The organism is Mesorhizobium sp. WSM4844, from assembly GCF_055811775.1.
Genome location: NZ_JBVVQB010000017.1, coordinates 1 through 23,302 on the forward strand (window position 1 = coordinate 1; position 23,302 = coordinate 23,302).

The following is a 23,302-nucleotide window of genomic DNA, read 5'->3' on the forward strand; positions in this document are numbered from 1 at the left end:
ATAGCCATCGCCCGTGGCCCGCGGGTTCCTTCCTCGGGGACTTTCGTACGCCTGCCGGCGCCCGAAACTCTTCACGAGAGCAGACCGGCAGCTTTGGGCTGCGAATATTCAAGATCGGACATTCAGGTTGGTGTGGGCGTCGTGACCTGACCCTGACCGGACCTTCCGGGACCGATTTTACTTTCAGAAACCGGACATTCGGACCCAACCAGCGCGCATGACCCGAATCGGCCATTCCGGCCGCCTATTGGCGTCACGGAAGCGGACGTTTGCGGCTGGTGGAGTAGCCGGGGCATTTCGAAGCTAAAAAACGGGCGGTCTCGCGCACCACGATCGCCCCCATCCGAGCGAGCGAGTCCCGCTCCGCGATCTCCATCGCCTCCGCAAGGTTCTTCGCTCGATGAGCAGGAAGCCACCCAGATGCTCCTTGGTCTCTGCGAAGGGCCCGCCGGTCCAACTCGCCTTGCCGGCACGAACGCGCAATAGAGGCTTCGCTACACCCAATACGGTCGGACGCCGTAGTAGTCGTAAACGCGGCGGCCACTCTCGGCATTCCAGTCGAAATCCTGGTCGCGAGCATAGCGCGGAGCGCCTTCAACTTGCTCCTTCGTGATGTCAATGCGGAAGCCTGCAAGGCTCTCGTCATAGTCGAGCTTCTGCCACGGCAGCGGATAGTAGTCGTCGCCAATTCCAAGAAAACCACCAAAGCTGAGAACGGCATAGGATACCCTGCCGCCCCTCTTCTCGAGGATCAGCCTTTCGACCTGCCCGATGTGATTTCCCTGGATGTCATAGACGTTGGTGCCGACGACCATGTCGCTGGCGATAAGATCGTGGGTCTCACGAATGTCGGGGTCCTGGTTTGTCATGATTTGCTCCTTCCCGTCGGTATGGAGCAAAAACGGGTCCATGCCCTCGAAGTTCCAAGGATTGTGCGGACCAGCCGTCAGCAATCTTCTGGCTTGAGCGAGCGAACCATCCGGGTAACGACCGGATCGTAGGCAACTTTTGGCTCCATGCTGTAGTCCATCAGAAACATGGCGGCGCGATCGCCGCAACCGTTATGCCTCTGACATATCGGATCTGGTCGTCTTTGATCCCCGAGTAACTTGCCCATTCACGCGTCAGCCGCCGATAGATGAATTTCCAGCCTTCTTTTTCGTCCTGACTGATCTGTTTCTTGACCTGAGGCAGGAAGTCGCTTTCGGCGACGTCGGTGCCCCACACGGCGAGGAGGGCTCCGTCGGGGGATTGGAAGGCCGCGCCATCGCCGTCCTTTGAACGATGCAACAGTTCGAACTCGGGCGGCACGTCGAAAACAAACCCAAACCTTTCGATGCCGAACTGCTGCCATTCCTGCGCCCCCGCCTGAGCGAAGGAGAGCATTAGCGCCGAGAAAACCAGCAGGGTTCGGCCCCATGGCCCGGTTCTCTTGTTTACATTACACTAATGTAAACTGCGACAATGTAGGGATGTTGCGTTTTCAAGAATCGCCTCTTCAGTAGCCGCACAGGAGACGATTTTCACTGTCGCCGGAGGTTGGTAGAGTTGCACGTCGCGACCGGAAGAGGTCGCGAAATCGATGCCGCCAGGTGAAGTTCTAAACGGCAGTTTCAGACAGATCGGTTGTGCAGAATCGGCCGTTGACGTCCCAACCGGCAGAGTTGTTTAGCGCTCTAAGTCCGACCTTAATGCATATCCAAGGCTTGGTGCGGGAAACCGGCATCGCCGCCGAACAAGGTCGCGAGTTCCGTGAACTTGGCAAGCGGCAAATGACCGACAAGCCTGAAGTCACTGATGCGGGTGAGGACAGGCTGTGTAGGTGCTGCGGTCGGTGACCGTCAACGATCCGAATGTAAGGGTCTAGGCAGCAGGGCCGCGATACGGTTGCGGCCCTGACGTCTGATCAACCCTTGAGACGATCCTTGATCTTGTCCTCGGTCTTCCCAAGGCCCTTCTTGGTGCTTTCGTCAAGCTTGCCGGCAGTTCCGCCGGCACTCATTTTCTTGTCACCAGCCGGTTTGCCAGGCTTTGCCTTCACTTCGCCGCTTTTCGCAGAGCGCTTCACTTCATCCTTGTTCATGGTTTCTCTCCCATAGCTGGGAAACCAACATGCGCTCTCACTGAAAGTTCCAGTAGCCAAGGAAAATAAGCATGGCCGGCTCCGAAATGAAATCGATCGCACATCTCACGCGTGAACGAAGGAAAATGGGTGCGTCGATGAACGCGTTCGACGGAATGCCAAGATGGCCGGATAGTCGAAGATGCGATCAATTGGGAGCAACTCCGCCATGCCGCCAAGCTCAGGCCCCGGTCCAGGTGGGCAAGATGGACGCGGTGATGTCCAACCCGGTTTCCGCAGCGTGGGATCGACCCGCGTAATCGGCATTTGAATTCCACAGCCGGTAGACGCCTTCCCATCGGCTCGCTGCGCAATCGGCTGCATCTTTGCCCCGCAGGCATCCCTCACGCCTGACGGCGTAGTCGAGCGGTTGGATCGGGCATCATGCCGGGATGGCTAACGCTGACCAACGAAACGGCTCGCCCGATCGCCAAATACTGTGAAGGACATGCAGGCAGGCCGCGAAGATTGACCGAATTTGATTTGCCAGGGAATCGGGCCCCTCCTACGCCCGGCACGTCAGGCGAAGGCGGCCACCCCCATCGTTACAACAGCCACAGCCATCACGACGGTGGTCAGCCATCCAAGCGATTTGAGCACCCCGGTGACGACGAACTGCCCGAGCACATCCCGGCGTGTGGCGAAATACATCATGATCCCCATGACCGGAACGGCGACGATGCCGTTGATCACCGCCGTCCAGACAAGCGCCTTTATCCGATTTATCGGCGTGAAGTTGAGCACCGCCCCGATCACGGTCGCGAGCATGATTGTTCCGTTGAAGGCTTTTGCTTTCATGGGCTTTTCGCGTCAGCCCGGTGGGCCAGCGTAGCGCTTCGCCGATCGCGTAAGCTGTGCCGAGCCGGCCAGAACAGGCACTGCAAGGAGGCCCGTGCCGACGATGCCCAGGGCGAAGAGCGTCGAAGCAAGGGGCCGGCAAGAGGGCGCAGCGCTTCCGCCGCCTGTGCCGAGGTCTCTATCTCGGTGATGCCGCCCGGGTGCAGCGTGGACGCCGCGGTCAGAATAATCGCCAAGCCGACGATGTTCGAGGCTGCCATCCCGGCCATCGTGTCGAAGCTTATACGTTCAAGAGCAGCCGGGCCTTGGGCGGGCTAATAATCGGGATGTCAGCATCATGAACCTTTATCCTGTGTTCTCCTATCCGGATGACAACCAGTGTCCGCAAAAGGGGTCGACTCCGGCCGGTGGCTGAAGGTCAGCTAACGAGGCGCGCTGCGAATGACCGGTAGTGGCGCAACCACGACCCTTCTTGGGATGTCGGCTTTCAGGAAGGGGCAACGCTGATCTCAATGTCCGATTTTGAGCGCAAAGCTGCCGTTGGTCCGTTGCAACATAATGATTTGCTTTGGCCAGCAGACGAACTAGGCCGTCACGCATTTCCCCGGAACAGATCCTCTCGAAGCGTGTTGCGCCAGCTCCAAGCTAAATTGGAGCACAACCATGAAGCCCGAAGACGCCACCTACCCTCCTCTTGATGTCGCCAAGCCTGTCGCTCCAGGGGTCTGGATCGTCGACAGCGGACCGCTGAGCGTGATGGGCATTCCAGTCCCGGTGCGCATGACGGTTATCCAGCTCGGGAATGGCGGTCTCCTGCTGCATTCACCAACACGGTTCGCTTTTGAGCTGAGAGAGCAGCTCGAGCAGATTGGCCCGATACTGCATCTGGTTGCGCCAAACAGTGCACACTGGACCTTCGTCAAGGAGTGGCAGGACCATGTGCAGGGAGCGCCGACATGGGCCGTTCCGGGCTTGCGCCATCGGGCAAAGGTCCGCCGAGCCGGCGTCAGGATCGATCACGATCTGGCCGCTGCGGCGCCGGACGCCTGGTCGAAAGATCTCGATCAGGTTGTCGTTCCAGGAGCCGGTAGGTTCACCGAAGTCGCATTCTATCACAAGAACAGCCGAACTATGGTGCTTACGGATCTAGTTCTGAATCTCGAGCCGGAAAAGCTGCCGTTCATCATCAGGCCGGCGGCGCGCCTCTTAGGCGTCACGGCACCTGGGGGGAAGGCCCCCATTTACCTGCGGATGATCATCAATCGGAAGCATGAGCAGGCGAAGGCGGCCGCGGAGCGCCTCGTGGCTTTCCAGCCAAAGCGCGTGATCTTCAGCCATGGCCGGTGGTTCCACAAGGATGGGACGACATTACTTCACCAGTCGCTGGCCTGGCTTCTCTGAGGGCGGCCGCAGAGAAGATTGTCAGCAGGAACTAGCCATCAACTCCCGTTGCCGTTCCCATTCGACGGGCAAACCCCTGACGAGCGCCTGGAGTTGAACCCCCACGGGCTGCCGTCCGTCGAGTATGGCTTCGACCAGATCGGGCGCGAGCAGCGTCAACTGGAGCACATGGGATACGAAGGAGCGGTCAAGCCTTTCGGCCGCGGCAAGTTCGATCACTGTGGCGAACTCGCCTATTTCCAGCATGTGTTTCCACCGGAACGCCCGCGCCAGCGCCCGGATAAGAGTGCTGTCTATGCGTGGCCGTGCTGGGGTCCATTGCTGTGCGCCGGCGGGCGAGATGATGATCTTGCGGCCACCACGCTTGCGCAGGGTCAGCGGCAGATGGACTGTGAGCGATTTGCCGTCAGGGCTGAGTTCGGCATATTTGGCCTCCGACGGCATCATGCAGTCCTCCTATGCTCCGGCGGCTGTCGCAGCTCCGTCGCGAGGCTGGCCATGCCTTCCGTGCGAAGCCGGATGGAAATGCTCTCGACGGCGACATCCACCCGCTCGACCAGAAGCTGGACGATGCGGGCCTGCTCGGGCGGGAAGAGCTCATCCCAGAGTGGATCCAACTGGACGAGGGCTTCACGGACCTCGGTTTCAGTGATGCTGGAATCGTCCTTTCGCATGGCCATCCAGGTGTTTACGATCGTTTCGGGCGTTCGAAGCAGCGCCCGAAGCTGGTCGATGACCGCAGCCTCGATCTCGCCTGCCTGCACACGGCGGACCGGGCATGTCTCCGGTCCGAGCTTCTGCACGCTTGTGGTGACTTAGTAGCGGTAGAGCTTTCCCTTCTTGCGGGTATGGACAGGTGTCATCGCGTAGCCGCTCGGAGCAAAGATCAGACCCTTCAGTAAGGCTGGCGTCTGCCTGCGGCTCTGTCCGGCTCGCTTGCTCGGGCTTTCCGCCACCATCGAGCGGACCTTGTCCCAAAGGTCCAGGCTGATGATAGGCTGATGCTCGCCGGGATAGCTGGCGCCCTTGTGCACCGCGTCGCCCATATAGACCCGGTTGCTGAGGAGCTTGTAGAGCAGGCCTTTGTCGAAGGCCTTCCCGTTCTTGCGCCTAAGACCCTCCGCATTCAACGTTCGCGCCAGGATGGTTGCCGAACCTATCTGCAGGAACCGCTCGAAGATCGAGCGCACAATGGCTGCCTCATCCTCTTGGATCAAAAGCTTGCGGTTCTCGACCCGGTAGCCAAATGGAACGTTGCCACCCATCCACATGCCCTTTCGCCTGGATGCAGCGAACTTGTCCCTGATGCGCTCGCTCATGGTCGTCGAGAGCATCCTGCGCGAACGCGGCGAACTGCCCGCTGAAGGCATCATGAATTGCGCCTGGCATCGCATAGATTTCGGCATAGTGGTTGCGCGTCTGCTCGTCGATCCCGTCCGGATTGGCGGACAAGTCATTGTAGAAGCGGTCGAGCAAGATTCGCTCCCCCCGGCGACAAGTCGCTCGGTGTCTGGACCTCGGAAATTGAAGTGCCAGGTTTTCGGATCCTTAGTTGATCATCCCAATGGCCGATACCCGGCAACGGCGCGTCCATGACCACCCACGTCCTCACCCGGCTGGGGTACTGAGCGGCTAGGGCGTAATCCCAGCGTCAGCTTGCGATGTAGCACGCGATGACAATTTGCGCAGAGGCATTTCAAATCGTCGGTAACCGTGAGGTCCCCGGGCTTCATGTTCGCGACATGCACCCGGTGATGGTGCACCTCGATGCATGCGTGCCCCGCCTCGGGACCGTACCGCTCTACCGGGTCTATCTTACACTCCTCGCAAAACAAGCGGCCATGCTGGGCGATGAACTCGCCGCGCTTCTGCTTCGCCAGACCGGGCTGTCGTTCGCGTTTCAAGTGCGAGACGATCTTGGGATTGCCCTCGATCCAGCTAAGCTCCTCCTCAGTCAGCGCAACGCCAGTCAGCTCCGCCTCGACTTCGGTTGATCTGGGTCTCGGCCGTGGATCACCTCCGGTCTTGGGCACGATCCATAGTCCCGCTGTTTCGAGCAGCTCGAAACAAACCTGGCTCCACCCGGCGCTGAAGTGCCCAGGATAAGCCTCGATCCCGAGTGCTTCCTCAAGCGCGAGCCCGAAGACCTTCTTAGGGGCAAGCGGCACGCCATCGTCGGTGAGGCGTCGTAATCTCGCGAAGAAGCGAAGTTTGGCGCGTCCTCGCCCGCAGTCCATTGACCCATCGAGCTCACACGAGACCGTGAAAGGTGCGCCGCCCCAGGGCCAGCGCCACCACATACCAGTGTTAAGTTTGGTGAGACCGTCAGTCGGGAAGCAACCATATGATTCGCTAATGAACGCCCGCCGTGGCCCTGGTGGTGTGGGTGATGGCCTTCATGCCGGCGCAGCGAGAACCTTCTGGACCGATCAGCCGCCGGTCTTTCTCGGCGAGCGCGGCATACAAGTGAAGCCTAAACGGGTCAGCATTTGTGCCAAGTTCGGCTACCTTGAGACGAGTGGGGACGACCATCTGCTTTCGACTGCGGTTAATCGGCGGCATCAACAAGCTCGTTGACGAGAACGGGCCGAGACGGAAGGACTGGGGCTATGGAACCCTGAACAGGCGCATGTTGTTGATGGTCATTGCCGGCCCGCCTATCCGGCCCGCAAAATCCAAACAGAAGGAGTAACGAGTGTTGGCCAGTCAACGAGGAAGGCGCGTCCGCGCTGAGATTGCTCTTGCCCAGAACCTGATGCTCGCGCCCTGGGTTGTGGGGTTGCGGTTGCCGATCCTGGCTGCCGAGGCAACCAGTTCGCTGGTTTCAGGTCGGCCGGAAACCGTCAAGGCGGTGAGCGAAAAAGTTTCGGCCCTTGCGCAGGGGATTCTTGCGGCACAGGTGGCTTGGACGCGGGGCGCATTGACATTGCCGCTCGTCATAGCCGACGCGTCATCGCCGCTGGCCGATATCGGGCGATCAATGGCCCTTGCTGCTCTTGAGCCTGCGGGGCGGCAGGTTCGCCTAAATCACCGCCGACTTTCCAGGCGCCGCAAACGGTGAAGCCGCAAGAGGCGAAAACACCCGCAGCAAGGCTGCAACTGCCGCAGTCCATCGATGAATGTGCGATGGACGTGTAAAACTTGGCGGAATTTCAATGAAACCTCTTCCGGGGCGGCGGCGCAGAAATGATTTCTACTCACCGTATACCCGGGCGGTCGCAATCACCTGACAGACGCGAAAAGAACGCGCCGTCGGCGGATTGACACTTCAGTCAGGGGAACGGACCATGACCATTTTACTAAATTAGAAATGATGCATGAAGTGCCTATCATTCGCCTCAGCCGGCGAACGAACCCCAATTGCCCCCCGCTGGTTAGGCCCTGCGGCCCGATGGTCACCCCCGATAGGCTGTCGGGCCGTCCCTATCAGGGTATGCACGGTAGCGACCAACGTGAGCCGAGATCGGACCAACAACCCCGCAACAGGGATCAGGGGCAAGCGCCACGGGCCACCTGTGAACGACGAAGCAGAGCATTTCGAGATCTGCCCCGTGTGTGGCCAGACGTTCGACAAGCGAAACCTTGGCGAGGTGCTGCATCATTATCTCCCCGACCATGAGACGTTAAAGCTCAATGATAGATGAGTTGGCTTTCGCATACGGCTGGGGTCATCCAGAATTGTTGGCGGTCCCGACCAGACGGTACCGGAATCGATTGCGGATACGCTCGTTGAAGTAGCGGCCCTTGGCGAATGCGGCTCGGAACTCGGCGAAGGTCTCCGGTGGCACGTCCTCAAACTGGTAGCATTTACCGCTGGCCACGAACCACACCGAGAGGGTCCTACTGTCCGGATCGTATTCCGTTTTGCGTATCGAGGTGGACGGCATGACGTTCACGCCTTGGTTTCGGCCGGGAAGCGCCAGCTAGTCGCACCGATGGATCCTACCACAGCAGTTTAGAAGGTCGGTCATTCCATGGGGGAATGTAGGGCAGCTATTCGTCACGACTGGCTTGCCGATTGCTTCAAGCAATGAAGCTAGTGGTGAAAACCTGACGCTTGGTACCCGGCGCAGAGGGCGGCTCCGGGTGGCAACCGGTCGTTCAGCGCCCCATGCGAGCACGAAATTCAGCAGTCGAATTGGTGCGGGGAAACGGTTCCGAAGGCAATTGTACACCGAGAAAGGCACAAAGCGGCCCCCACCCTTCGGAGACCTGATAAGTAAGAAGGCGCTCGGGCGGCAGCGTTGCTCTCACTGTAGCGTTATGTTCTTGATAGATGGCGATTGCATGATGACGGTCATTAAAGCGACCTCCAAAGACACCATTGCCAACCACCGCCGCCCCAAATGACTGTGGGTCATTGCTGGCAGGGTCCATCATAAGTCCTATTGTTTGCGCCACGCTGTCATACCAGGCTTCGGGATCACGAACTGTGAGAACAACTTTTGCATCAGGGTAGTGATCGCTCACTTCGCGCCAGAAATGCGCCGTTGGCCAATCGACAGCGGAACGATAGCCGGCATATGCCAGATCCCAGTTCGGGAGTTGTCCCTGGCCAGCGGCGCGCCACAGCTCTTTCTGTTCGAGGTTGGCATTCACGTCTGCCATATGGTGGCAAGGCCCGAACCCAAGATGCCCCAATGCCAGTTTCAGCGAGTACGTGCCGGTGCGACCCATGCCCGCGCCAATGACATCTAGAGACATCAGCATCCTCCAAGGTGACTTCAATCGCTCAAAATACCGCCCTTCCTTCTATTTCGCTACATTTTTGAATTTCCTTGACGTCGTCGGGCGTGCGCTCGCCTTCAATTGGGCCCATGCAGACCTCGACCGCCTCCTTCCACATAGTCCCCGCTTGGTCCACTTCATGAGTTCAGCAGCGGCTCCCTCGACATTGTTGCAGCCGTAGGTGAGCCCAGGTCGGTCGGTCTCGATGTTGACGGGAGGGGTGAAACCAATGAAGAGCCATGATACCTCCTACTCAGGCGAGAGATACATCTCCGCCTCTTTAGCGGCAGCCACGAAAGCCTTTCGGATCACGTGAGGGTCAATCGGATCGCCCTCCAGTGCTGACAGGCAGAGGGTCCACGCCTTGTGCCAGTGAGGTCCTCTCCGGGTCCACGTCTTGAGCTGCTCAAGGGCTGCCCTCGCATTGTTGCAGCCATGCCTGGCACCGTCCGTTTCAGTCTTCACGAACACCGGAGGGACGAACCAAAGGGTTGCCATGATATCTCCTACTCAGGCGAGAGATATACGCTCGCCTCCTTGGCCGCCGCCTCAAAGGCTTCACGGGCCTCTTGGGGGGACACTCTGCCCTCGAATGCGTCAACGCATGATTGGACCGCTTTCGTCCACTTCGGCCCCTTTGTGTCCCACGCCATGAGTTCCTGACTGACCCCATGGCGAATGCCCGATTGGTCGGTCTTGACGTAGACCGGAGGGTTAATCCAATGGAGAGCCATGTAGGGCAGCTAGGGGGTTTCGTCCCGACCGGCCTTACCAATCGCCTCAAGCAATGAAGCTAGAGTTGGCGGCAGTTCTGGTTCGACCTCCAGCCCCATCAGCTTGTGTACGTGACGACGATTGTCTTCGGTGCCGATCAATTCGCGAACGGCGTCGGCGAGGGTCTTATGGCCCGCTCTGTCACGCTTTGCCATGTCTGCATGTCCCAACCCCGCCCGGCCGCAACTCGCAGGTCGCGGAATGGTTCCGTTAGGGGTCACGAATGTTTGGCAGCTAGTGGTAAAGCCTGACACTTGGTACCCCACGCGTGGGGCAGCTCATGGCTGAAAGACCGCCGATCGGGCAACCACGGACAAGATGGAAGGTCAGCCCCGCAATCGCGCTCAGGGCTCCTCAATAAGCCCGAGTGAATCCGCCATCGTGTAGAATGTTCAAGCCTGTCATGTGATCAGTGAGAGGCGACAACAAGCCCTGGACGACGACGGCAACTTCAGACGGCGTCCCATACTTTTTGAGTGGAATATTGTCGGTCTCGACCGCAATCCTTTCTTCAAACGTCACGCCGGCGTCCTGCGCTCGCCTGCCAATTGCATCCCGATACCAGGGCGAAAGCGTGCCACCGAGTGAAAGAGTGTTCACATGAATACCTCTTTCGCCCAGCGCAAAGGCAAGCGTCTTCGCTTCTCCAAGCCAAGCGGTGCGGATGACGTTTGCGGTGGCGTAGTGGCTAAGAACCTGAGCCGAAGAAATACCGGAAATGATTACGACCTTGCAGCGACGGCCTGCTTCAGGGGCCGGTTCCATCCGAGCGACTGCCGACTTCAACAGGGACAGCGGCCCAACGAAGCTTGTCTGAAACAGCGTTCGCCAGACCTCTGGCTCGGGCATAGGGTCAGCGGATGAATGCGGTTGGGGCGGCATAAGAACGACCCCATCAAGCTTGAGGCCCGACGTGGCGAGGTGTCGATCAAACTCGCCCAACGCGGCATCGGATGCCATATCAACCGGTATAGCTTCATGCGAACCGTCGGCTGGTGCAGGCAGGCTCGAACCAGCGATTCAAGCCGCACCTGATTTCGGGCCGCTACAATCAGACGAGCACCACCGGCCGCAAGCCGTCCGCAAATTGCTTGCCCAATCCCACCCGTTGCCCCAGTCACAAGTATGGTCGACATCACACCACCCCGCCAGTTTCGAGCACTGTACCTTTGTACTCTGGAAAAGCCATTGGCACCCCCGGATATGGGTCAGTTTCTTGCCGTCCACCTGTACCAAGTGTCAGACTTTCACCACTAGGGCTACGCATGTCTTAATCAGATTGTTGAGTTCGCTCCGCCAACGCGAAGGCTTGCAAATTCCTGGATTTGCCGATGTCTTGATCAGCGTTGGAAATAATCGAGAAGAACGCCGCGCGAGCGATGTCCTTTTTTGACGCGTCCGGATGCTCCTTCTTTGCAGCCTTTAGGAGCTGTTTCGGTGTCATCTCTGGCGTCACTACCCGCATCAGCGTGTCGCCAATCGCCTGCAATTCGGTCGGGTTCATAAGTGGATCCTCAATAATGGGCTGCTGGCTTAGTCTTAGTGTCTTCTCTGTGTCGTAGCGCTGGGGCAATCGGACCAACAACGAAGGCACGGGCTTGTCCCTCATCCGACGATACGGCGCCTTGTTGGCAACCCGAGCCATTGTCGCCAGATCGCGTTCCTTCAGAAAAGAGAAAAGCCCGCCGCACCTTTCGGCACGCCGGGCTGCTCTCCCAGTCGCTTACGTCATTCGATGATCTTGATGATCTTGCGCGTGCCCGGATCAACGACAACGGTCCGGTTGTCGACGACAACGGTGCGGTATTTGGTGTCAGGGACTTCATGGAGCTCGACCGTCTCAGGTAGGGTTGAGCCGATATTGAGCTCCACTCCAGGGAGGTTCACCGATGCGAGTGGCTGCTTTTTGACATATTCCCTGATGACCGTCTCCTGTTCAGGCTCGATAACTACGTCCTGAGCGGCAGCGGCGCCGATCCCCGCCAGCAGCAAAAAACCCGCGGCTGCAGTGGAAAGATGCATTCTCATAGCTGTCTCCTTCGTGAGGGCTGATGCGCTGAACGGGATCGCCCTAGCGCCAGACCAAACCTCAAGCAGCTGCATTTGTTCCCCTTGAGGGACTTTGGTCTGATGCGCGACAGGACCTAGTCTCGCCTGTTTTGGCGTAATACGCCGGACATAGCGCCACCCGGAACCGCCGCTGCGCATAGTCGTTGCTCCCTGCAAGTTCAAAGGGAAGGAGCCCATGGAAAATAGTGTCCACCAAGCCCGCTGGTTACTCGCTCCGGTCTTCGCAGTTTCGATCACATTCCTGGCGATTGGAATAATCGTTAGCTAGGGATCGTTATCTGGGACCGACCGGACTTGACGATTGGACGGAGCGACGAATCTGCGCAGCTAAGTCCCTTCCTGCGCTGATAAAGGGCCACCCGCCATTCCTCGATTTGGCGGGTGGTCCGCAATCCGGCTGACCAAGGCCGCCCTCGAGGCGGCGTCACCTCACAGCAGGTCTTCGGCAACCCCGTCGAATTTCCTGAGGCCTATGCTTGGAGGCTTTCGCTTAAGAAGCCCCTGTTCGCTTGCGGCCGCCTTGAAGGCATCGAACGCGGCTTGTTGGGTGCAGTGTCCGGCCAGGCATTCCTCGATGATTCGAATTGCTTCAAGTCGGCATGGCTTGTCCATGAATGGCCATGGTTGCTGAAGCGCCGTCTCAGCATCAGCGATCGACGCAATCAGCATCGATCTGTCATTCAGGTAGATTGTAATCGGAATAAACGCCGGCATCTTTGTCGCTCTCCAAAATTGAAGTGGATAAACGCGAAGACGTGGCGGGGGTTGCATGAACGTTCGTCGGGGCAATGGTGCTCTGATCTAGCCGGCCTAGGCCGCGTTGCTCAGCGCCAGAGGCTGGACGTCCGAAGAGCCTTGATCGTTTCGATTCCCTGAACGAGGAAGCCCGCGCCTCACGGAGGGAGGGCGCGGGCTGATCGGAGCATCGCCCGACCGGCAGCAATCTTGAAGAGGGGACCAGACCATGCTGCACGCCCCGAACTCCCGGCCTAAAGCTATGTTCCAGCGAAGGTCGAAAAATGCGGTGAAAGCAGGACCTATTTGGGTTGCATCTAACGACTCAACGGCAGTTTCGACGCTGAGACAAGTTCGTCCTCGTCAGTGATACCGGCCGTATAATTTGCAAGGATCCGGGGCGCGAGAGCCTCACGTAGATGTTCGAAGTCGCCCTCCTTCTTGAGTCGGTCGAACACACGGCCCAGCGCAGCTACTTCGGATGCACCGAAGATGCCAAATTCTTTAGCCTTTCGATCAATCGGCATACCACCCCCTCCTGAATCGCGCCGGCCGGAGATCGAAAACCCGACTAGTCGTCTTTCTTCAAATCTTCAGCTTCGTCCTTCAGCCTCTGCCAGTCTGCGCCGTGCTTGCGAAGCAATGCCCGCGCCTGTTTGGGCGTCACGTCTGTCACCTCCGCCAGGTGCTCAACTTCAAGTTCTGCACCCTTCTTAACTCGGCTCGTGTCGCTCGTCCTCTTGACCGTCATCTGTTGCGTCCTCCTTGGCCCACGGTCAGTGGCAACGAATGTTGAACGTTTGTGGTTCCCGTCCCTGTGGAACTAACTGCCGGCCGTGTAGTTCTACCGCCGAAGGAGATCCCAAATGCTTCGATTCTTAATCGGTCTTGGCACGCTGTACGCGGCATTTCAAATCGGCCGTGAGTTCGGCCGCACCGAGGCGGAGGTCATCCAGGCTCCACCCGACGATCATCGCCCGACGTCTGAAAACGGGGCAGAGTTCGGCGAGCGCACCTAGGGGTTCTGGTAGCTCCCTCAAGCTTGCGCTATCTACGCGACATTGGCGCGAGCAAACGGAGCCGGCAGTTCATTGCGATGGCCAAAACTGCCTTCCACCAGCCGATAACCCTGTCGAGGAATGCAAGGGGCAAGATTGCACGCTGGCTCCGCCGGTCGATCCAGGTCCGGCGCCTGAACAGCATCAGCCGAACACCCCAACTACGAAGGTGATCCGTGGAGAAGGTTGGATTTCAGGTCCTATCCCTCTACCACCTAATTTTTTCCACAATGTTCTCTGCTTGGACTTGGTCGCCCCGAAACCCCCGCAGAACAGCAGGCCCTTCGGCCGAAAGCTGGGGACTGTTGCTGGTAGTGAAGGTGCCTTTTTTGCTCACTGTCGGCCCATATTCTCCAATGCTGGGGAGTGCGCCTTTTTACTCCCTAGCTTTCCCCCATTGAAATCACAGGGTTTTCCGGCTCGAAAGCTGGGGGTCGTTTGGTGCACTGCCGCTATGCGGAGAACACACAAAGCAAACCAACCGGTCACCAAATTGGTCAGTCGCTTCGGCCTAGGAGCGGGGCTCCGGTGCCGCACTTCAAATGTCTGGAATGGGGCCGAAGAAGCGGACAGTCAGCTTTCAGCCGTTAAAGGGGCGGAAGCCGACATTCAGGACCTTGGGGAGCATCGACGCGATCTGACCCTATCCGGTCATTCCGGCGGCGAAACAGCGTCTTGATAGCCGACATTCCGCGGACCAGCGATCATGACCCAAAACCTCCATCTGTTCGCGTCACCGAAGGTGCTAGCGCTGCGTTCCCCGCCGCGCGCCATATTGCGCGGGCACCGGCTTGACGATTTCGACGATTATGCCGCCATGTGTGCCGATCCGGCCGTGATCCGCTTCATCGGCGGGGAGCCGCGACTTCGCGAAGATAGCTGGATACGTTTTCTGCGCCATGGCGGCATGTGGGCCATGCTGGGCTTCGGCTTCTGGGCGGTCGAGGAAAAAGCCACCGGCCGCTTCATCGGCGAGGCCGGTTTTCACGATCTGAAACGCGACATGAAGCCGTCCATCGAAGGCGTGCCGGCTGGGGGCTGATCGCGGCCAGGCATGGCCAGGGATTCGCGACCGAGATCGTCAAGGCGGTGCATGGCTGGGGCGACGCCCGGTTCAATGGAGCGAAGACGGTGTGCATCGCCGATCCGGACAATACCGGCTCCGTAAACGTCGCCCTGAAATGCGGTTATCGCGAGAGAACCAGAACGAGCTACAAGGGGTCGCCGACAATCCTGTTCGAACGCGAACGGACAACCGCCTAACTTGCGGCTGTCGAAACCGGTGCGCTTACCGCCGCGGGGGCATAGACCATGGTAGCCTCGCCGCGCCCCTTTACGGTGATCTCGCGCAGCGGGGTCAGCGGAATCCTGTCTGACACCAGTTCGGCGGTCGCCCGGCCGATCACCAGCGGAACGCCGAGATCCTTCGAGGCGCCCTCCAGCCGCGATGCCAGATTGACCGCGTCGCCGAGCGCCGAATAGTCGAAGCGCTGCTCCGATCCGACATTGCCGACGACGCATTGCCCGGTGTTGACGCCGATGCCGATGCGCAGCGCAATCGGCGTTTCGCCGCGCGTTTCGGCCTCCGCCTGCAATTGCGCGTTCAGCCGATCTAGCGCGGCGAGCATTTCGAGGCTGGCCTCCACCGCATGGATGGCGTGGTCTGGATCGTCCAGCGGCGCGTTCCAGAACGCCATCAGGCAGTCCCCGATATATTTGTCGATGGTGCCGCCATGCGCCATCACGACGTCGGAAAGCGGCGTCAGCAGCCGGTTGATCAGCGTTGTCAGCCGCTCGGGATCGCCCTTCATCGCCTCCGCGAGGGTGGTGAAGCCGCGAATGTCGCAAAAGAGAATGGTCAGCGTGCGGACCTCGCCGCCAAGGCGAAGCTGCGTCGGGTCGCGCGCCAGGCGTTCCACCAGGGCCGGCGACAGATATTGCGAGAAGGCGCGCGTTATGCCGCGTCTAAGCTTCCGCTCCGCCGCGAAATCGCGCGCCGCCTGCGCGCTTGCGACAAGAGTAAAGGCAAGCGCTGGCGCCAGCGGCGCGACGAAGACACGGCCGTAGCGCAGCGCCATATAGCTGCCGGCGAGGAGCGCCAGCACGGCAACCACAGCGCCGGCCAGGGTCTTCCATCCGGTCGACTTCCAGACGGCAAGAACGCCAATGCCCGCGCCAAGCAGGATCGAGAGAATTGCCGCCCATGCCGGGGGGCGCGCGATGAACAGCTGATGCGCCAGATTGTCGAAGACCGTCGCCTGGATCTCGACGCCGGAAACGAGCCTGCCGGTGCGGATGGTGAACGGCGAGGCGTGGACGTCGGCGCCGCCTTGCGACAGCGTCGGCGCGTTCTGCAGGCTGAGCCCGACCATGACGATGCGGCCGCGGAAAAAATTCTCCGGCAGGAAACTGTCGGGATCGAGCGCCTGATAGTAGGAGACGGTCGGATATGTGCGAGACGGGCCGAAGGCCTGCAGCAGCGCGTTTCGCGGTACAGTGGCCAGCCGGCCGGCGGCGTTCAGAAGCTCTGCCGCAAAGCCGTCGCCATAGCCCGGCACGCGCCGCAGGATGCCGTCGCCGTCGGGCGCGATTGAGGCGATGCCGGCTGCGGCGCCCGTCGCGGTGAAAATGGCCAGCGGCTCGACCCGGACATGCTGGGCGGCCTGCTCGGTCTCGATGAACGTCTCGTCGCCGGCCAGAACCACGTCCGGGCCAAGGCTCTTGACCAACGCTTCGTCCGCGGCCGGCGTCGACGGCTCGGCAAAGATGATGTCGAGCCCGACGGCTTTCGCTCCAGCGCGGCGCAGAGCCTCGACGAGCCGCCCGTGAAGATCGCGCGGCCATGGCCATTGCAGGCCGATCTCGGCAAGCGAGGGCTCGTCGATGGCGACAATGACCGGCCCGTCATCGGGCGGGGGCGGCGGCGAAATGGTCGAGAGATAATCGAAAGCGCGCGCCTCGACGAGCTTCCATGGCGTGAGCAGGGACAGACCAGCAACCAGCAGCACGGCGAGGACCGCGATCGCAAGAATGCCGTTGCGGCGGGAGGGGGTTCCGGGCGCGGAAGCGCCAAGGCCCTTCCACCACGGCCCGCCTGCAAACATCAGAACCGGACCTTCAGCGAACCGACGATGCTGCGGCCCCAGCCGGGGGTGAACGATGCGACCTGAAAATCCTCGTCGAACAGATTGTACGCGGCAATTTCGAGTTCAAATCGTTTGTCGAAAGGTTCCCAGGTCAGGAAGGCATCCGTCGACCAGTAGGATTCGAGCTCAGTCCCCGCCGCATCGCCGGTGCGTGAGCCGACATAGGTTTCGGCCAGCGTGACCTTGATGTAGGACGGGTGAACCCAGGTCAGGCCAAACCGCACGGACGTTTCGGGGGCAAAGGGCAGCGAGCCGCCGAAGCCTGGACTTGTCGGATCTTCGTTCTCTGAATCGGCGTAGGCAAAGGTCGCGAACGCGCCGAAGCCGTTGCCGATCCAGACGTTGGTCGTGGCGCTGATCCGGTCGAGCCGGCCCTCGCTGAGATCGATTGTGGTGGCGGAAGCCGGAACGCCGATCGAAAGTTTCTCGAATTCCTGATGCTGGTAATCGACGGCCGTAAAAAGGCGGCTGTTCCACTCGGCGTCCCAGCGCGCGGCAAACGTGTCCGAAAAGCCGTCGACAGCTAGAGAATTCTGATCGGATTGCAGGCCGAGTATTCCGACCGGCGCCAAGGTCGCCGACGTTATGAACGAGCCTTCGCGCAGGAACCCGGCGCGTAGGTAGTGGCCTTCGAAAGGCGTCCAGGCGACACCGAGGCGAGGCTCCAGGCGATGTTCATCAATCGTGCCACCGTCGAGATAAGTGCCGAATAGGGCTCCCTCCACTTTGAGATTGGGGTTGAACTCGTAGACGGCGTCGAAATAGACGCGCCCAATGGCGACATCGACTGCCGTAGTGGATTCGGATATGATTGTGTCCGGGATAAAAGGAAACACGAAAGAAAACGTTTCGTCTTTTGAGACTTCCAATAGTCCGCCCTCACCACCGTATCGGAGAGTCAAGTCACCGGTTCCGTAGATGTGATTGAATGCGGCGAGATAGGATTGCTGGCGGGTCTCACTCTCCAGAATGAATCCTGTTTCCCCGAAGCCGATTTCCTCCAAGCGGGTTCTGTTGCTTCGATCCGTAATGTCGGTCGCAAACAGCGCCGCGCTGGCAACGTTCTGGTAACCAAATGTATGGCTCCAGGCGACCCCGGCGTTGCCGGTTCGGGTGTCGCCGGTGTCGGCATACGTTCCTCCTAGCGGCAGAACGGTAGGGTCCAGCACTGTGCTTAGGTCGAACTCGAAATCCTTGACATCGATATACGCCACCACCCGGTCATTCGGCGTCGGCTTCATGGCCATGTAGCCTGTGCCGGTGATCGACCGGTCCTCGAGATCGAACTGACCGGTCGCTGGATCATCGCCGCGACGCGTGTCGGTCTCCAAACCGTAGATCCTGCCGTAGAAGCTCCAGGGAAAGGGAGCTGCTTGATACCCTTGGGTTTCGATTTCGCTGTTCCAACCCAGATCGCCGTCATCGGCGACAAAACCCCCGCCGACGGTGGTTTCGATGAAAGGTCGCCGGAGGATGTTGGCGCTCCTCTGGCGGCCGGCCAGCATTTGCGGGTCGAGCATCAAGCCTTGGAAAAACGATGAGAAGCTGGTTGTATTAGTGCCCGGTTCCGTCGGCACGTCGCCGAAACGCAGATTGTTGACGAAGGGATTTATGCTACCGGCAAGCGCCTGGTCGACATAGCCGGAGCCGGTGAAGGGATCGAAAACCGCGTCGCCGTAGTAGCGGCCCCAGGCGTTGAGATTGAGTAGCCGGAACGCGTCGTTCAACGTCGAGCCGGTGTCGCGGTTGGCGCTGAGCGCGGCATAGTCGCCGCCGCGCGCTCTGGTGCGCTTCAGCGCTTCCTGTGCGCTGGCGATCGCCTTGTCGGCTTCGTACTCGTCGATTGCAACCGCCGTGCGGAAGGATGAAATCACCGGATCGTTCGGATCAAGGCGATCGGCGTTTTCGATAGCCTGTTCGGCGGGTTCCAGCTCGCCGGCTTCGTAATAGGCAACGGCAAGCAGCAGCAATCCATTGGAATAGGCCGGATTGGCGGTCGTGCCGGCGAGCAGGTCGTCACGCGCTTTGTCCAGTTCGCCGGTCTGCAGATAGTAGCGGCCGCGCGCAACCAGCCCGATGTCGAACGCCGGATCGACTGCGAGCGCCGTGTCGATTTCGGCCTTCGCTTCGGCCGTGCGGTCCTGCTCGAGATAGATGATGGCGAGGTTGGCGTGGGGGACAGGATCTTTCGGGTCGAGTTCGATAGCGCGCTTCAGCGCCGCCTCCGCCTCGCGAGTGGCGCCGCGCGCGCTCTGAACGAGGCCGAGAGCGTTCCAGCTCGCCGAGCCGGGCGCCAGCTCCACCGCGCGCTCGAGGTCGGCAAGCGCGCCTTCAAGATCGCTCTTGATTCCGGCCCGATAACCGGCGCGTGCTTGGAGCGCGATCATATTATCCGGGTCGAGCGACAAAGCGCGATCGATTGCCGCTTCCACCTGTTCGCGGTCGTCGAGCAGGAACGCAATTTGTGCCCTGAGGGCGGGCAGCGTCGGATCACCGGGATAGCGCCGTTCGGCTCTTTCGAGAACGGCAATTGCAGCTTTGAGGTCGACCAGAAATCCGGCCGTCAGAGCCTCGGCGATGGCCGCGGCGACGCCGGCATCCGCATGAACCGGCGGAGCTTCGACATGGCTGGGGTCAGCCAGCGAGCGCGCATAGTAGCCGCCATAGCGCGCCATGACACGCCGGCTGGGATCGAGATGCGGCGCCGCGCGTTCGAACAGATGCGCCGCCTCGGCATAGCGCTGTTCGGCGCCGGCGATCAACGCGTCGATCAGATCGAGCCGGGCTTCCTGCGCGCGCGTCAGCGGGAATTGTCGCGCCTGCCTGGCCGCGTCGCTCGCCGCTTCCCGCCCTTCAAAGTCAAGATTAACCTCGGCCAATGTCACCCAGTCCTCGGCGGATCGGGACGACGGCTCCATCGCCTTTATCCTGGCGCGCGCCTTGCGCATGTCCAGGCTCGACAATGCCGATGCTGGCAGGACGGTGAAAGCGTCGCGCAAGGAGTAGTAGAACAGCATCTGCTCGCGGTCGTCCGAATCGACGATGACGACCCTCGTCGGCGCCGAGCCGATGGTGGCCGCCGCGGCTTCGCCTTCGGCGACGCTGACCGAGCCGAATTCGTTGGCGAGTTCTACCGTGCCTTCCAGCACGATCAGCGAGGTGCGGCCGTTGCCGTCGACGGTCATCGTCCAGTCGGTGCCGCGGATGGCGGCGGCGGCGGCGGGCGTGTCGATGGTCAGCCCTTCGCCGCCGCGCTCTGCTCGCGCCCAGATGGTGCCGCTCTCCAGCTTGAACTCGGTGTCGGACGCTGCGCCGATCTTTTTGACCAGGAGCGTCGTATTGCGGCCAAGCCGCATCTGGGTGCGGTCGGCAAACAGCACTGCTAGGCTGCCGGTGGCGTTGGTGCGCAGATAGTCGCCGGGGACGACGTCCTGCCTGAGATCGACCACCTGCCAAGAGGCGAATTCTAGGAAGCGCACTTCCTCGCCCGATTTTCGGGCAATGACCGACCCGGCCGCCGGCTGGTTGCGCGGCACGACATCGGCCGCCGCCGGCTGGATGCCGACGAGCGCCGTCAACAACAGCGAAAAACTTACCGGCCCCCGCATCGCAGTTCTGAAGCGCCCCCTCTTCGAACGGCTTTATGACGATTCATTCATCGAACTGTCAAATACTCCGTTGCAGCAGATCGCCGAATACGGCAAACGTTGCTGCCCGGACACACAGCAAAAAAAGAATGGCTGCTTCAACGAAAAAAGCTGGCGGTTGTTGGCAGCCAGGAGGTCGGCTCGGCGAGGGGAAAAGATTACCTTGATCATCTGAAAAAGCCCTCACGGTGCCGAAGCCAGCTGCTTCTGGACAGCGTCGTCCAGACTGTGAAAAGACTGAGGGCGTAGTCCTCCGCAACTCCGCTTTGGGTGACTCCGACCAATGCGCGAAGGGCAGCTTTGAAGGAGCGCCCTGAAGGTCGCGTTATGGCGCGACCGCGACCTCCCAGCTGGCCACCCCGATGTCTGCTTCTGGGCGGAGGCAAAGGTTCGCCTCAGCGGCGGACATTGGGGCGCAAAGCTGCCGTTGGTATGTTGCAACATAATGATTTGCTTTGGCCAGACGAACTAGGCCGTCACGCATTTCCCCGGAACAGATCCTCTCGAAGCGTGTTGCGCCAGCTCCAAGCTAAATTGGAGCACAACCATGAAGCCCGAAGACGCCACCTACCCTCCTCTTGATGTCGCCAAGCCTGTCGCTCCGGGGGTCTGGATCGTCGACAGCGAACCGCTGAGCGTGATGGGCGTTCCAGTCCCGGTGCGCATGACGGTTAGGCCCGGCGGTCGGTTGCCTACTCCGCAGCGGCTGTCGGGCCGACCATCTCAACGAGGATGCAGTGGAAGCGCCCGAGACGATCCAAAAACGCCTGGGCCGGTCTTAGGCTGGTTCGGATGGCTATTGAACAGACCTGCCCGGCTGGCGTGTTGCCAAGTGAGGAAGCCGTTGTGTTGCTCTACGGCCCAGAGCCCGTCCACGAGGGCGAAGCCTTTGCTAAAGCCATCATCGAGACTGTCAACCGGCTAACCCGATGAACGCCAACGGAACGCCTAGAGCCGAAGACACCGATATTAGGTTTTTGGCGCGCCGCATCGCCTTTGAGAATGGCGATCTCAGTTTCGTGGTCGCCGCCCGACATCGAAAAGCCGGCTGCATTTAGAACGTCGTTGAACTCTGCCAAACCGGCAAAATAACTGGAGAACTTTTTCCCGAATTGCTCATCCGTCGTGCTTGGCATTTGAGTGCCGAGCCAAGTCCGAGCGAGAGGCCATCGAAATCAAGCAAGGTTGTGGCGGCGAGCCGGACCTTTGCCGCGCGTTGGTAGAGGGATCGCGTGAGGGAACCGGCGTCGACAAGAACACGTTGCTAAGTCATCGAACTTCACAAAAGGATTCGCGCGATGTTGAGAGACTTATCTCGCGAGGAAGAGAAACGCGGCACCGGAAGGGTCCTCATGTGGGGCGCCGTGATCGCCGCTTTGCTTTTTGTTGCGCTAATGGCCGTGTTCGTCCTCGGGCCGTTCTGGTCTTAGCCACCATGGACGAATGAAGCCCGCGCCCCCAAGGGGGGAAAGGACAGGCATCGCGAAACGGATGTGGAGAGGACGCCACATGCAGCGACCGCCGCACATCGTGCCGATGCGGGGCGCGCATGAGCGCGGCCCTACTGATGCCGCGCGAGCCGGTCCATGGGTGCGTTTGCTTCGGCCAAACTAGCCAGCGCTTGCTCGACTTTTTGAGCCGAGGCGTCAGTGCGCTTGATGTGCCGGATCATTTGCTGCCTCAACCGCGCGAGCCTTTCGGCGCGATATACATCGCCGTATCTGGCAGTTTCAAGGTGGAGGGTCGCGAGCCTCATGGGCGACGATTCCGATTATCTAGCAGTAGAAATTCGCGTATCCGCCTTTCGTTCCGATGTCCGACCTTGCCTTGCAAACGCTGGCCGGACGGCCGCGACGACTGAGCCGCATCCCTGCCAAAAGAGAGATCGTCCGCTGATGCTGCTCAGTCGACCCCAGGCCAACCAGACGGTAGCGGAAGTGATTGCGGATGTGGCCGTTGAAGAAGCGGCCCCTTGACGAAGGCGGCTTGGAACTCGGCGAAGGTCTCCGGCGGCACGTCCTCAAACTGGTAGCATTTACCGCTGGCCATGAGCCACACCGAGAGGACTTTGCGCTCCGGATCGTATTCCGTTTTGTGTATCGAGGTGGATGGCATGACGGCCGCTCGATCAAAAGTAATCAACGAGCGGAGCGGCGGTCGCGTTCCCTCGTGGTATCGCTCCCGAGCAGCGCACGAGGATTTTCTCCAGGCCACCTCACGCATCGCGGCGTCGCAAAACGCGGCAGGCACGGTCCTCCGGAAGCCAGTCTTTCGGTCCCTCTTTTGTCCGGAATCGGCGTGCAGGGTCGGATCGTTCCGTAGCCCCACGCGTTGGAGAAACGCAACGGGAGGAACGAACATGTCAGACGAGAAACACGAACGCATTAGGCGCCGCGCTTATGAGATATGGGAACGAGAAGGCCATACGCACGGCTTGCATGAGCGCCATTGGAATCAGGCGATCTTGGAGATCGAGACCGAAGATCGCTTGCTCGGTGCTCGGCCACCGGCAATATCTGGTGCCGATGTACCAGCTCCCGCGCAGACCCAAAGCCGAGAGAAGAAAGGCAAGCGCGCTGCTGGTCAATCAGATGTTGAGGCGGCGGAAGCACTGGCGATGAGAACAGGCATCACCGGCGACCAAGCTCAAGACCTCATCGACCGCCTCGGTGACGATCCGCTGGCACTCGATGAGGCGGCGCGGAGCCTCAGGGCATCCGAAAGGTAACCGCCGGCTTTCTCAGGCAGCCCATCGCTGTACTCGACACATCACCACAGATTTTCAACCTCGGCCCCCCGCCAGCGGACCGCCGCATCGGCCAA

Annotated in this window: 28 protein-coding genes and 4 pseudogenes; 7 read left to right on the forward strand and 25 right to left on the reverse strand. The window is 60.2% G+C overall.

Annotation, left to right across the window (positions count from 1 at the left end):
• Positions 1–494: 494 nt before the first annotated feature.
• The 4 genes and pseudogenes from AC0L2A_RS15680 to AC0L2A_RS15695 all read right to left on the reverse strand — a co-directional run.
• Positions 495–869 (reverse strand): PRC-barrel domain-containing protein, encoded by a 375-nt coding sequence (locus tag AC0L2A_RS15680; protein ID WP_023799003.1) that lies wholly within the window; start codon positions 867–869, stop codon positions 495–497.
• Between the two features lie 160 nt (positions 870–1,029).
• On the reverse strand, positions 1,030–1,386 hold the full coding sequence (locus tag AC0L2A_RS15685) for a hypothetical protein (RefSeq protein ID WP_473609527.1): 357 nt from the start codon (positions 1,384–1,386) through the stop codon (positions 1,030–1,032).
• A 520-nt stretch (positions 1,387–1,906) separates the two neighbouring features.
• Entirely contained in the window at positions 1,907–2,083 is a 177-nt protein-coding gene (locus AC0L2A_RS15690) for a hypothetical protein (RefSeq protein ID WP_023799002.1), read from the reverse strand.
• A 558-nt stretch (positions 2,084–2,641) separates the two neighbouring features.
• Positions 2,642–3,234: pseudogene (locus tag AC0L2A_RS15695) on the reverse strand (divalent metal cation transporter); the annotation flags it as partial.
• A 349-nt stretch (positions 3,235–3,583) separates the two neighbouring features.
• On the opposite strand from AC0L2A_RS15695, the gene AC0L2A_RS15700 reads away from it, so the two are divergent.
• Positions 3,584–4,321, forward strand: a complete 738-nt coding sequence (locus tag AC0L2A_RS15700) for a DUF4336 domain-containing protein (protein WP_473609528.1) — start codon at positions 3,584–3,586, stop codon at positions 4,319–4,321.
• Between the two features lie 21 nt (positions 4,322–4,342).
• Here the strand turns inward: AC0L2A_RS15700 and AC0L2A_RS15705 are convergent, their stop codons facing one another.
• From AC0L2A_RS15705 to AC0L2A_RS15725, 5 genes are all read right to left on the reverse strand, one after another.
• Positions 4,343–4,768, reverse strand: a complete 426-nt coding sequence (locus AC0L2A_RS15705; protein ID WP_236389195.1) for a hypothetical protein — start codon at positions 4,766–4,768, stop codon at positions 4,343–4,345.
• Positions 4,765–5,124, reverse strand: a complete 360-nt coding sequence (locus AC0L2A_RS15710; protein ID WP_473609530.1) for a hypothetical protein — start codon at positions 5,122–5,124, stop codon at positions 4,765–4,767. Before AC0L2A_RS15710 ends, AC0L2A_RS15705 begins: the two co-directional genes overlap by 4 nt.
• A gap of 12 nt (positions 5,125–5,136) precedes the next feature.
• Positions 5,137–5,586, reverse strand: coding sequence for a recombinase family protein (locus AC0L2A_RS15715; RefSeq protein WP_473609531.1), 450 nt, complete (start codon positions 5,584–5,586; stop codon positions 5,137–5,139).
• Positions 5,522–5,797 carry a hypothetical protein gene (locus AC0L2A_RS15720; protein ID WP_473609532.1) on the reverse strand — a complete coding sequence of 92 codons (276 nt, stop codon included), beginning with the start codon at positions 5,795–5,797 and terminating at the stop codon, positions 5,522–5,524. The genes AC0L2A_RS15715 and AC0L2A_RS15720 overlap by 65 nt, the downstream gene beginning before the upstream one ends.
• Positions 5,798–5,877: 80 nt before the next feature.
• Positions 5,878–6,558 carry an HNH endonuclease gene (locus AC0L2A_RS15725; protein ID WP_473609534.1) on the reverse strand — a complete coding sequence of 227 codons (681 nt, stop codon included), beginning with the start codon at positions 6,556–6,558 and terminating at the stop codon, positions 5,878–5,880.
• Between the two features lie 548 nt (positions 6,559–7,106).
• Here AC0L2A_RS15725 and AC0L2A_RS15730 point away from each other — a divergent pair.
• Positions 7,107–7,382 (forward strand): hypothetical protein, encoded by a 276-nt coding sequence (locus AC0L2A_RS15730; RefSeq protein WP_473609535.1) that lies wholly within the window; start codon positions 7,107–7,109, stop codon positions 7,380–7,382.
• Positions 7,383–7,989: 607 nt separating this feature from the next.
• Here the strand turns inward: AC0L2A_RS15730 and AC0L2A_RS15735 are convergent.
• The 12 genes and pseudogenes from AC0L2A_RS15735 to AC0L2A_RS15790 all read right to left on the reverse strand — a co-directional run bounded on the left by AC0L2A_RS15735 (position 7,990) and on the right by AC0L2A_RS15790 (position 13,379).
• Positions 7,990–8,208: a KTSC domain-containing protein gene (locus tag AC0L2A_RS15735; protein ID WP_473609537.1), complete on the reverse strand. Its 219-nt coding sequence runs from the start codon at positions 8,206–8,208 to the stop codon at positions 7,990–7,992.
• Positions 8,209–8,422: 214 nt separating this feature from the next.
• Positions 8,423–9,025 carry a sulfotransferase family protein gene (locus AC0L2A_RS15740; protein WP_473609539.1) on the reverse strand — a complete coding sequence of 201 codons (603 nt, stop codon included), beginning with the start codon at positions 9,023–9,025 and terminating at the stop codon, positions 8,423–8,425.
• A 273-nt stretch (positions 9,026–9,298) separates the two neighbouring features.
• A complete protein-coding gene (locus AC0L2A_RS15745) occupies positions 9,299–9,547 on the reverse strand; it encodes a DUF982 domain-containing protein (protein ID WP_353682288.1) in 249 nt (82 codons plus the stop codon).
• Between the two features lie 8 nt (positions 9,548–9,555).
• Positions 9,556–9,783 (reverse strand): DUF982 domain-containing protein, encoded by a 228-nt coding sequence (locus AC0L2A_RS15750; RefSeq protein ID WP_473609540.1) that lies wholly within the window; start codon positions 9,781–9,783, stop codon positions 9,556–9,558.
• A gap of 9 nt (positions 9,784–9,792) precedes the next feature.
• Positions 9,793–9,978, reverse strand: a complete 186-nt coding sequence (locus AC0L2A_RS15755; protein ID WP_473609541.1) for a hypothetical protein — start codon at positions 9,976–9,978, stop codon at positions 9,793–9,795.
• A 199-nt stretch (positions 9,979–10,177) separates the two neighbouring features.
• Positions 10,178–10,783: an SDR family oxidoreductase gene (locus tag AC0L2A_RS15760; RefSeq protein ID WP_473609542.1), complete on the reverse strand. Its 606-nt coding sequence runs from the start codon at positions 10,781–10,783 to the stop codon at positions 10,178–10,180.
• 95 nt (positions 10,784–10,878) lie between these two features.
• Positions 10,879–10,959 (reverse strand): annotated as a pseudogene (locus AC0L2A_RS15765) (hypothetical protein); the annotation flags it as partial.
• A gap of 134 nt (positions 10,960–11,093) precedes the next feature.
• On the reverse strand, positions 11,094–11,327 hold the full coding sequence (locus AC0L2A_RS15770; RefSeq protein WP_128248517.1) for a hypothetical protein: 234 nt from the start codon (positions 11,325–11,327) through the stop codon (positions 11,094–11,096).
• Between the two features lie 224 nt (positions 11,328–11,551).
• Complete coding sequence (locus AC0L2A_RS15775) at positions 11,552–11,851, reverse strand: DUF1236 domain-containing protein (RefSeq protein ID WP_287076924.1); 300 nt, start codon at positions 11,849–11,851, stop codon at positions 11,552–11,554.
• 471 nt (positions 11,852–12,322) lie between these two features.
• Positions 12,323–12,607, reverse strand: a complete 285-nt coding sequence (locus AC0L2A_RS15780) for a DUF982 domain-containing protein (RefSeq protein WP_473609544.1) — start codon at positions 12,605–12,607, stop codon at positions 12,323–12,325.
• Between the two features lie 338 nt (positions 12,608–12,945).
• Complete coding sequence (locus tag AC0L2A_RS15785; protein ID WP_473609545.1) at positions 12,946–13,155, reverse strand: hypothetical protein; 210 nt, start codon at positions 13,153–13,155, stop codon at positions 12,946–12,948.
• 44 nt (positions 13,156–13,199) lie between these two features.
• Positions 13,200–13,379 carry a DUF3606 domain-containing protein gene (locus AC0L2A_RS15790; protein WP_473609546.1) on the reverse strand — a complete coding sequence of 60 codons (180 nt, stop codon included), beginning with the start codon at positions 13,377–13,379 and terminating at the stop codon, positions 13,200–13,202.
• Positions 13,380–13,494: 115 nt separating this feature from the next.
• Between AC0L2A_RS15790 and AC0L2A_RS15795 the strand changes: the two genes are divergently transcribed.
• Both AC0L2A_RS15795 and AC0L2A_RS15800 read left to right on the forward strand, forming a co-directional pair.
• On the forward strand, positions 13,495–13,647 hold the full coding sequence (locus AC0L2A_RS15795; RefSeq protein WP_473609548.1) for a hypothetical protein: 153 nt from the start codon (positions 13,495–13,497) through the stop codon (positions 13,645–13,647).
• 745 nt (positions 13,648–14,392) lie between these two features.
• Positions 14,393–14,949: pseudogene (locus AC0L2A_RS15800) on the forward strand (GNAT family N-acetyltransferase).
• Here the strand turns inward: AC0L2A_RS15800 and AC0L2A_RS15805 are convergent.
• Positions 14,946–16,790: a CHASE2 domain-containing protein gene (locus tag AC0L2A_RS15805; protein WP_473609549.1), complete on the reverse strand. Its 1,845-nt coding sequence runs from the start codon at positions 16,788–16,790 to the stop codon at positions 14,946–14,948. The pseudogene AC0L2A_RS15800 and the gene AC0L2A_RS15805 sit on opposite strands and share 4 nt — an antisense overlap.
• Positions 16,790–20,440, reverse strand: a complete 3,651-nt coding sequence (locus tag AC0L2A_RS15810) for a tetratricopeptide repeat protein (RefSeq protein ID WP_473609550.1) — start codon at positions 20,438–20,440, stop codon at positions 16,790–16,792. The genes AC0L2A_RS15805 and AC0L2A_RS15810 overlap by 1 nt, the downstream gene beginning before the upstream one ends.
• On the opposite strand from AC0L2A_RS15810, the gene AC0L2A_RS15815 reads away from it, so the two are divergent.
• Entirely contained in the window at positions 20,334–20,654 is a 321-nt protein-coding gene (locus AC0L2A_RS15815) for a hypothetical protein (protein WP_236369231.1), read from the forward strand. The genes AC0L2A_RS15810 and AC0L2A_RS15815 overlap by 107 nt on opposite strands.
• Positions 20,655–21,026: 372 nt before the next feature.
• Positions 21,027–21,152 (forward strand): annotated as a pseudogene (locus tag AC0L2A_RS15820) (DUF4336 domain-containing protein); the annotation flags it as partial.
• A 181-nt stretch (positions 21,153–21,333) separates the two neighbouring features.
• Here the strand turns inward: AC0L2A_RS15820 and AC0L2A_RS15825 are convergent.
• Positions 21,334–21,615, reverse strand: coding sequence for a hypothetical protein (locus AC0L2A_RS15825; RefSeq protein ID WP_473609625.1), 282 nt, complete (start codon positions 21,613–21,615; stop codon positions 21,334–21,336).
• Positions 21,616–22,381: 766 nt separating this feature from the next.
• Positions 22,382–22,864: a KTSC domain-containing protein gene (locus AC0L2A_RS15830; RefSeq protein WP_473609552.1), complete on the reverse strand. Its 483-nt coding sequence runs from the start codon at positions 22,862–22,864 to the stop codon at positions 22,382–22,384.
• Between AC0L2A_RS15830 and AC0L2A_RS15835 the strand changes: the two genes are divergently transcribed.
• Entirely contained in the window at positions 22,839–23,207 is a 369-nt protein-coding gene (locus tag AC0L2A_RS15835) for a DUF2934 domain-containing protein (protein WP_236369215.1), read from the forward strand. The two genes, AC0L2A_RS15830 and AC0L2A_RS15835, sit on opposite strands and share 26 nt — an antisense overlap.
• Positions 23,208–23,302: the final 95 nt, after the last annotated feature.

Excerpts from the sequence above, each read along its gene's own strand:
- AC0L2A_RS15680 (WP_023799003.1), bottom strand. The coding sequence starts at position 869 with ATGACAAACCAGGACCCCGACATTCGTGAGACCCACGATCTTATCGCC.
- AC0L2A_RS15685 (WP_473609527.1), bottom strand. The coding sequence starts at position 1,386 with ATGCTCTCCTTCGCTCAGGCGGGGGCGCAGGAATGGCAGCAGTTCGGC.
- AC0L2A_RS15690 (WP_023799002.1), bottom strand. The coding sequence starts at position 2,083 with ATGAACAAGGATGAAGTGAAGCGCTCTGCGAAAAGCGGCGAAGTGAAG.
- AC0L2A_RS15700 (WP_473609528.1), top strand. The coding sequence starts at position 3,584 with ATGAAGCCCGAAGACGCCACCTACCCTCCTCTTGATGTCGCCAAGCCT.
- AC0L2A_RS15705 (WP_236389195.1), bottom strand. The coding sequence starts at position 4,768 with ATGATGCCGTCGGAGGCCAAATATGCCGAACTCAGCCCTGACGGCAAA.
- AC0L2A_RS15715 (WP_473609531.1), bottom strand. The coding sequence starts at position 5,586 with ATGGGTGGCAACGTTCCATTTGGCTACCGGGTCGAGAACCGCAAGCTT.
- AC0L2A_RS15725 (WP_473609534.1), bottom strand. The coding sequence starts at position 6,558 with ATGGACTGCGGGCGAGGACGCGCCAAACTTCGCTTCTTCGCGAGATTA.
- AC0L2A_RS15735 (WP_473609537.1), bottom strand. The coding sequence starts at position 8,208 with ATGCCGTCCACCTCGATACGCAAAACGGAATACGATCCGGACAGTAGG.
- AC0L2A_RS15740 (WP_473609539.1), bottom strand. The coding sequence starts at position 9,025 with ATGTCTCTAGATGTCATTGGCGCGGGCATGGGTCGCACCGGCACGTAC.
- AC0L2A_RS15745 (WP_353682288.1), bottom strand. The coding sequence starts at position 9,547 with ATGGCAACCCTTTGGTTCGTCCCTCCGGTGTTCGTGAAGACTGAAACG.
- AC0L2A_RS15750 (WP_473609540.1), bottom strand. The coding sequence starts at position 9,783 with ATGGCTCTCCATTGGATTAACCCTCCGGTCTACGTCAAGACCGACCAA.
- AC0L2A_RS15755 (WP_473609541.1), bottom strand. The coding sequence starts at position 9,978 with ATGGCAAAGCGTGACAGAGCGGGCCATAAGACCCTCGCCGACGCCGTT.
- AC0L2A_RS15760 (WP_473609542.1), bottom strand. The coding sequence starts at position 10,783 with ATGGCATCCGATGCCGCGTTGGGCGAGTTTGATCGACACCTCGCCACG.
- AC0L2A_RS15770 (WP_128248517.1), bottom strand. The coding sequence starts at position 11,327 with ATGAACCCGACCGAATTGCAGGCGATTGGCGACACGCTGATGCGGGTA.
- AC0L2A_RS15775 (WP_287076924.1), bottom strand. The coding sequence starts at position 11,851 with ATGAGAATGCATCTTTCCACTGCAGCCGCGGGTTTTTTGCTGCTGGCG.
- AC0L2A_RS15780 (WP_473609544.1), bottom strand. The coding sequence starts at position 12,607 with ATGCCGGCGTTTATTCCGATTACAATCTACCTGAATGACAGATCGATG.
- AC0L2A_RS15785 (WP_473609545.1), bottom strand. The coding sequence starts at position 13,155 with ATGCCGATTGATCGAAAGGCTAAAGAATTTGGCATCTTCGGTGCATCC.
- AC0L2A_RS15790 (WP_473609546.1), bottom strand. The coding sequence starts at position 13,379 with ATGACGGTCAAGAGGACGAGCGACACGAGCCGAGTTAAGAAGGGTGCA.
- AC0L2A_RS15795 (WP_473609548.1), top strand. The coding sequence starts at position 13,495 with ATGCTTCGATTCTTAATCGGTCTTGGCACGCTGTACGCGGCATTTCAA.
- AC0L2A_RS15805 (WP_473609549.1), bottom strand. The coding sequence starts at position 16,790 with ATGTTTGCAGGCGGGCCGTGGTGGAAGGGCCTTGGCGCTTCCGCGCCC.
- AC0L2A_RS15815 (WP_236369231.1), top strand. The coding sequence starts at position 20,334 with ATGACCGACCCGGCCGCCGGCTGGTTGCGCGGCACGACATCGGCCGCC.
- AC0L2A_RS15810 (WP_473609550.1), bottom strand. The coding sequence starts at position 20,440 with ATGCGGGGGCCGGTAAGTTTTTCGCTGTTGTTGACGGCGCTCGTCGGC.
- AC0L2A_RS15825 (WP_473609625.1), bottom strand. The coding sequence starts at position 21,615 with ATGCCAAGCACGACGGATGAGCAATTCGGGAAAAAGTTCTCCAGTTAT.
- AC0L2A_RS15835 (WP_236369215.1), top strand. The coding sequence starts at position 22,839 with ATGTCAGACGAGAAACACGAACGCATTAGGCGCCGCGCTTATGAGATA.
- AC0L2A_RS15830 (WP_473609552.1), bottom strand. The coding sequence starts at position 22,864 with ATGCGTTCGTGTTTCTCGTCTGACATGTTCGTTCCTCCCGTTGCGTTT.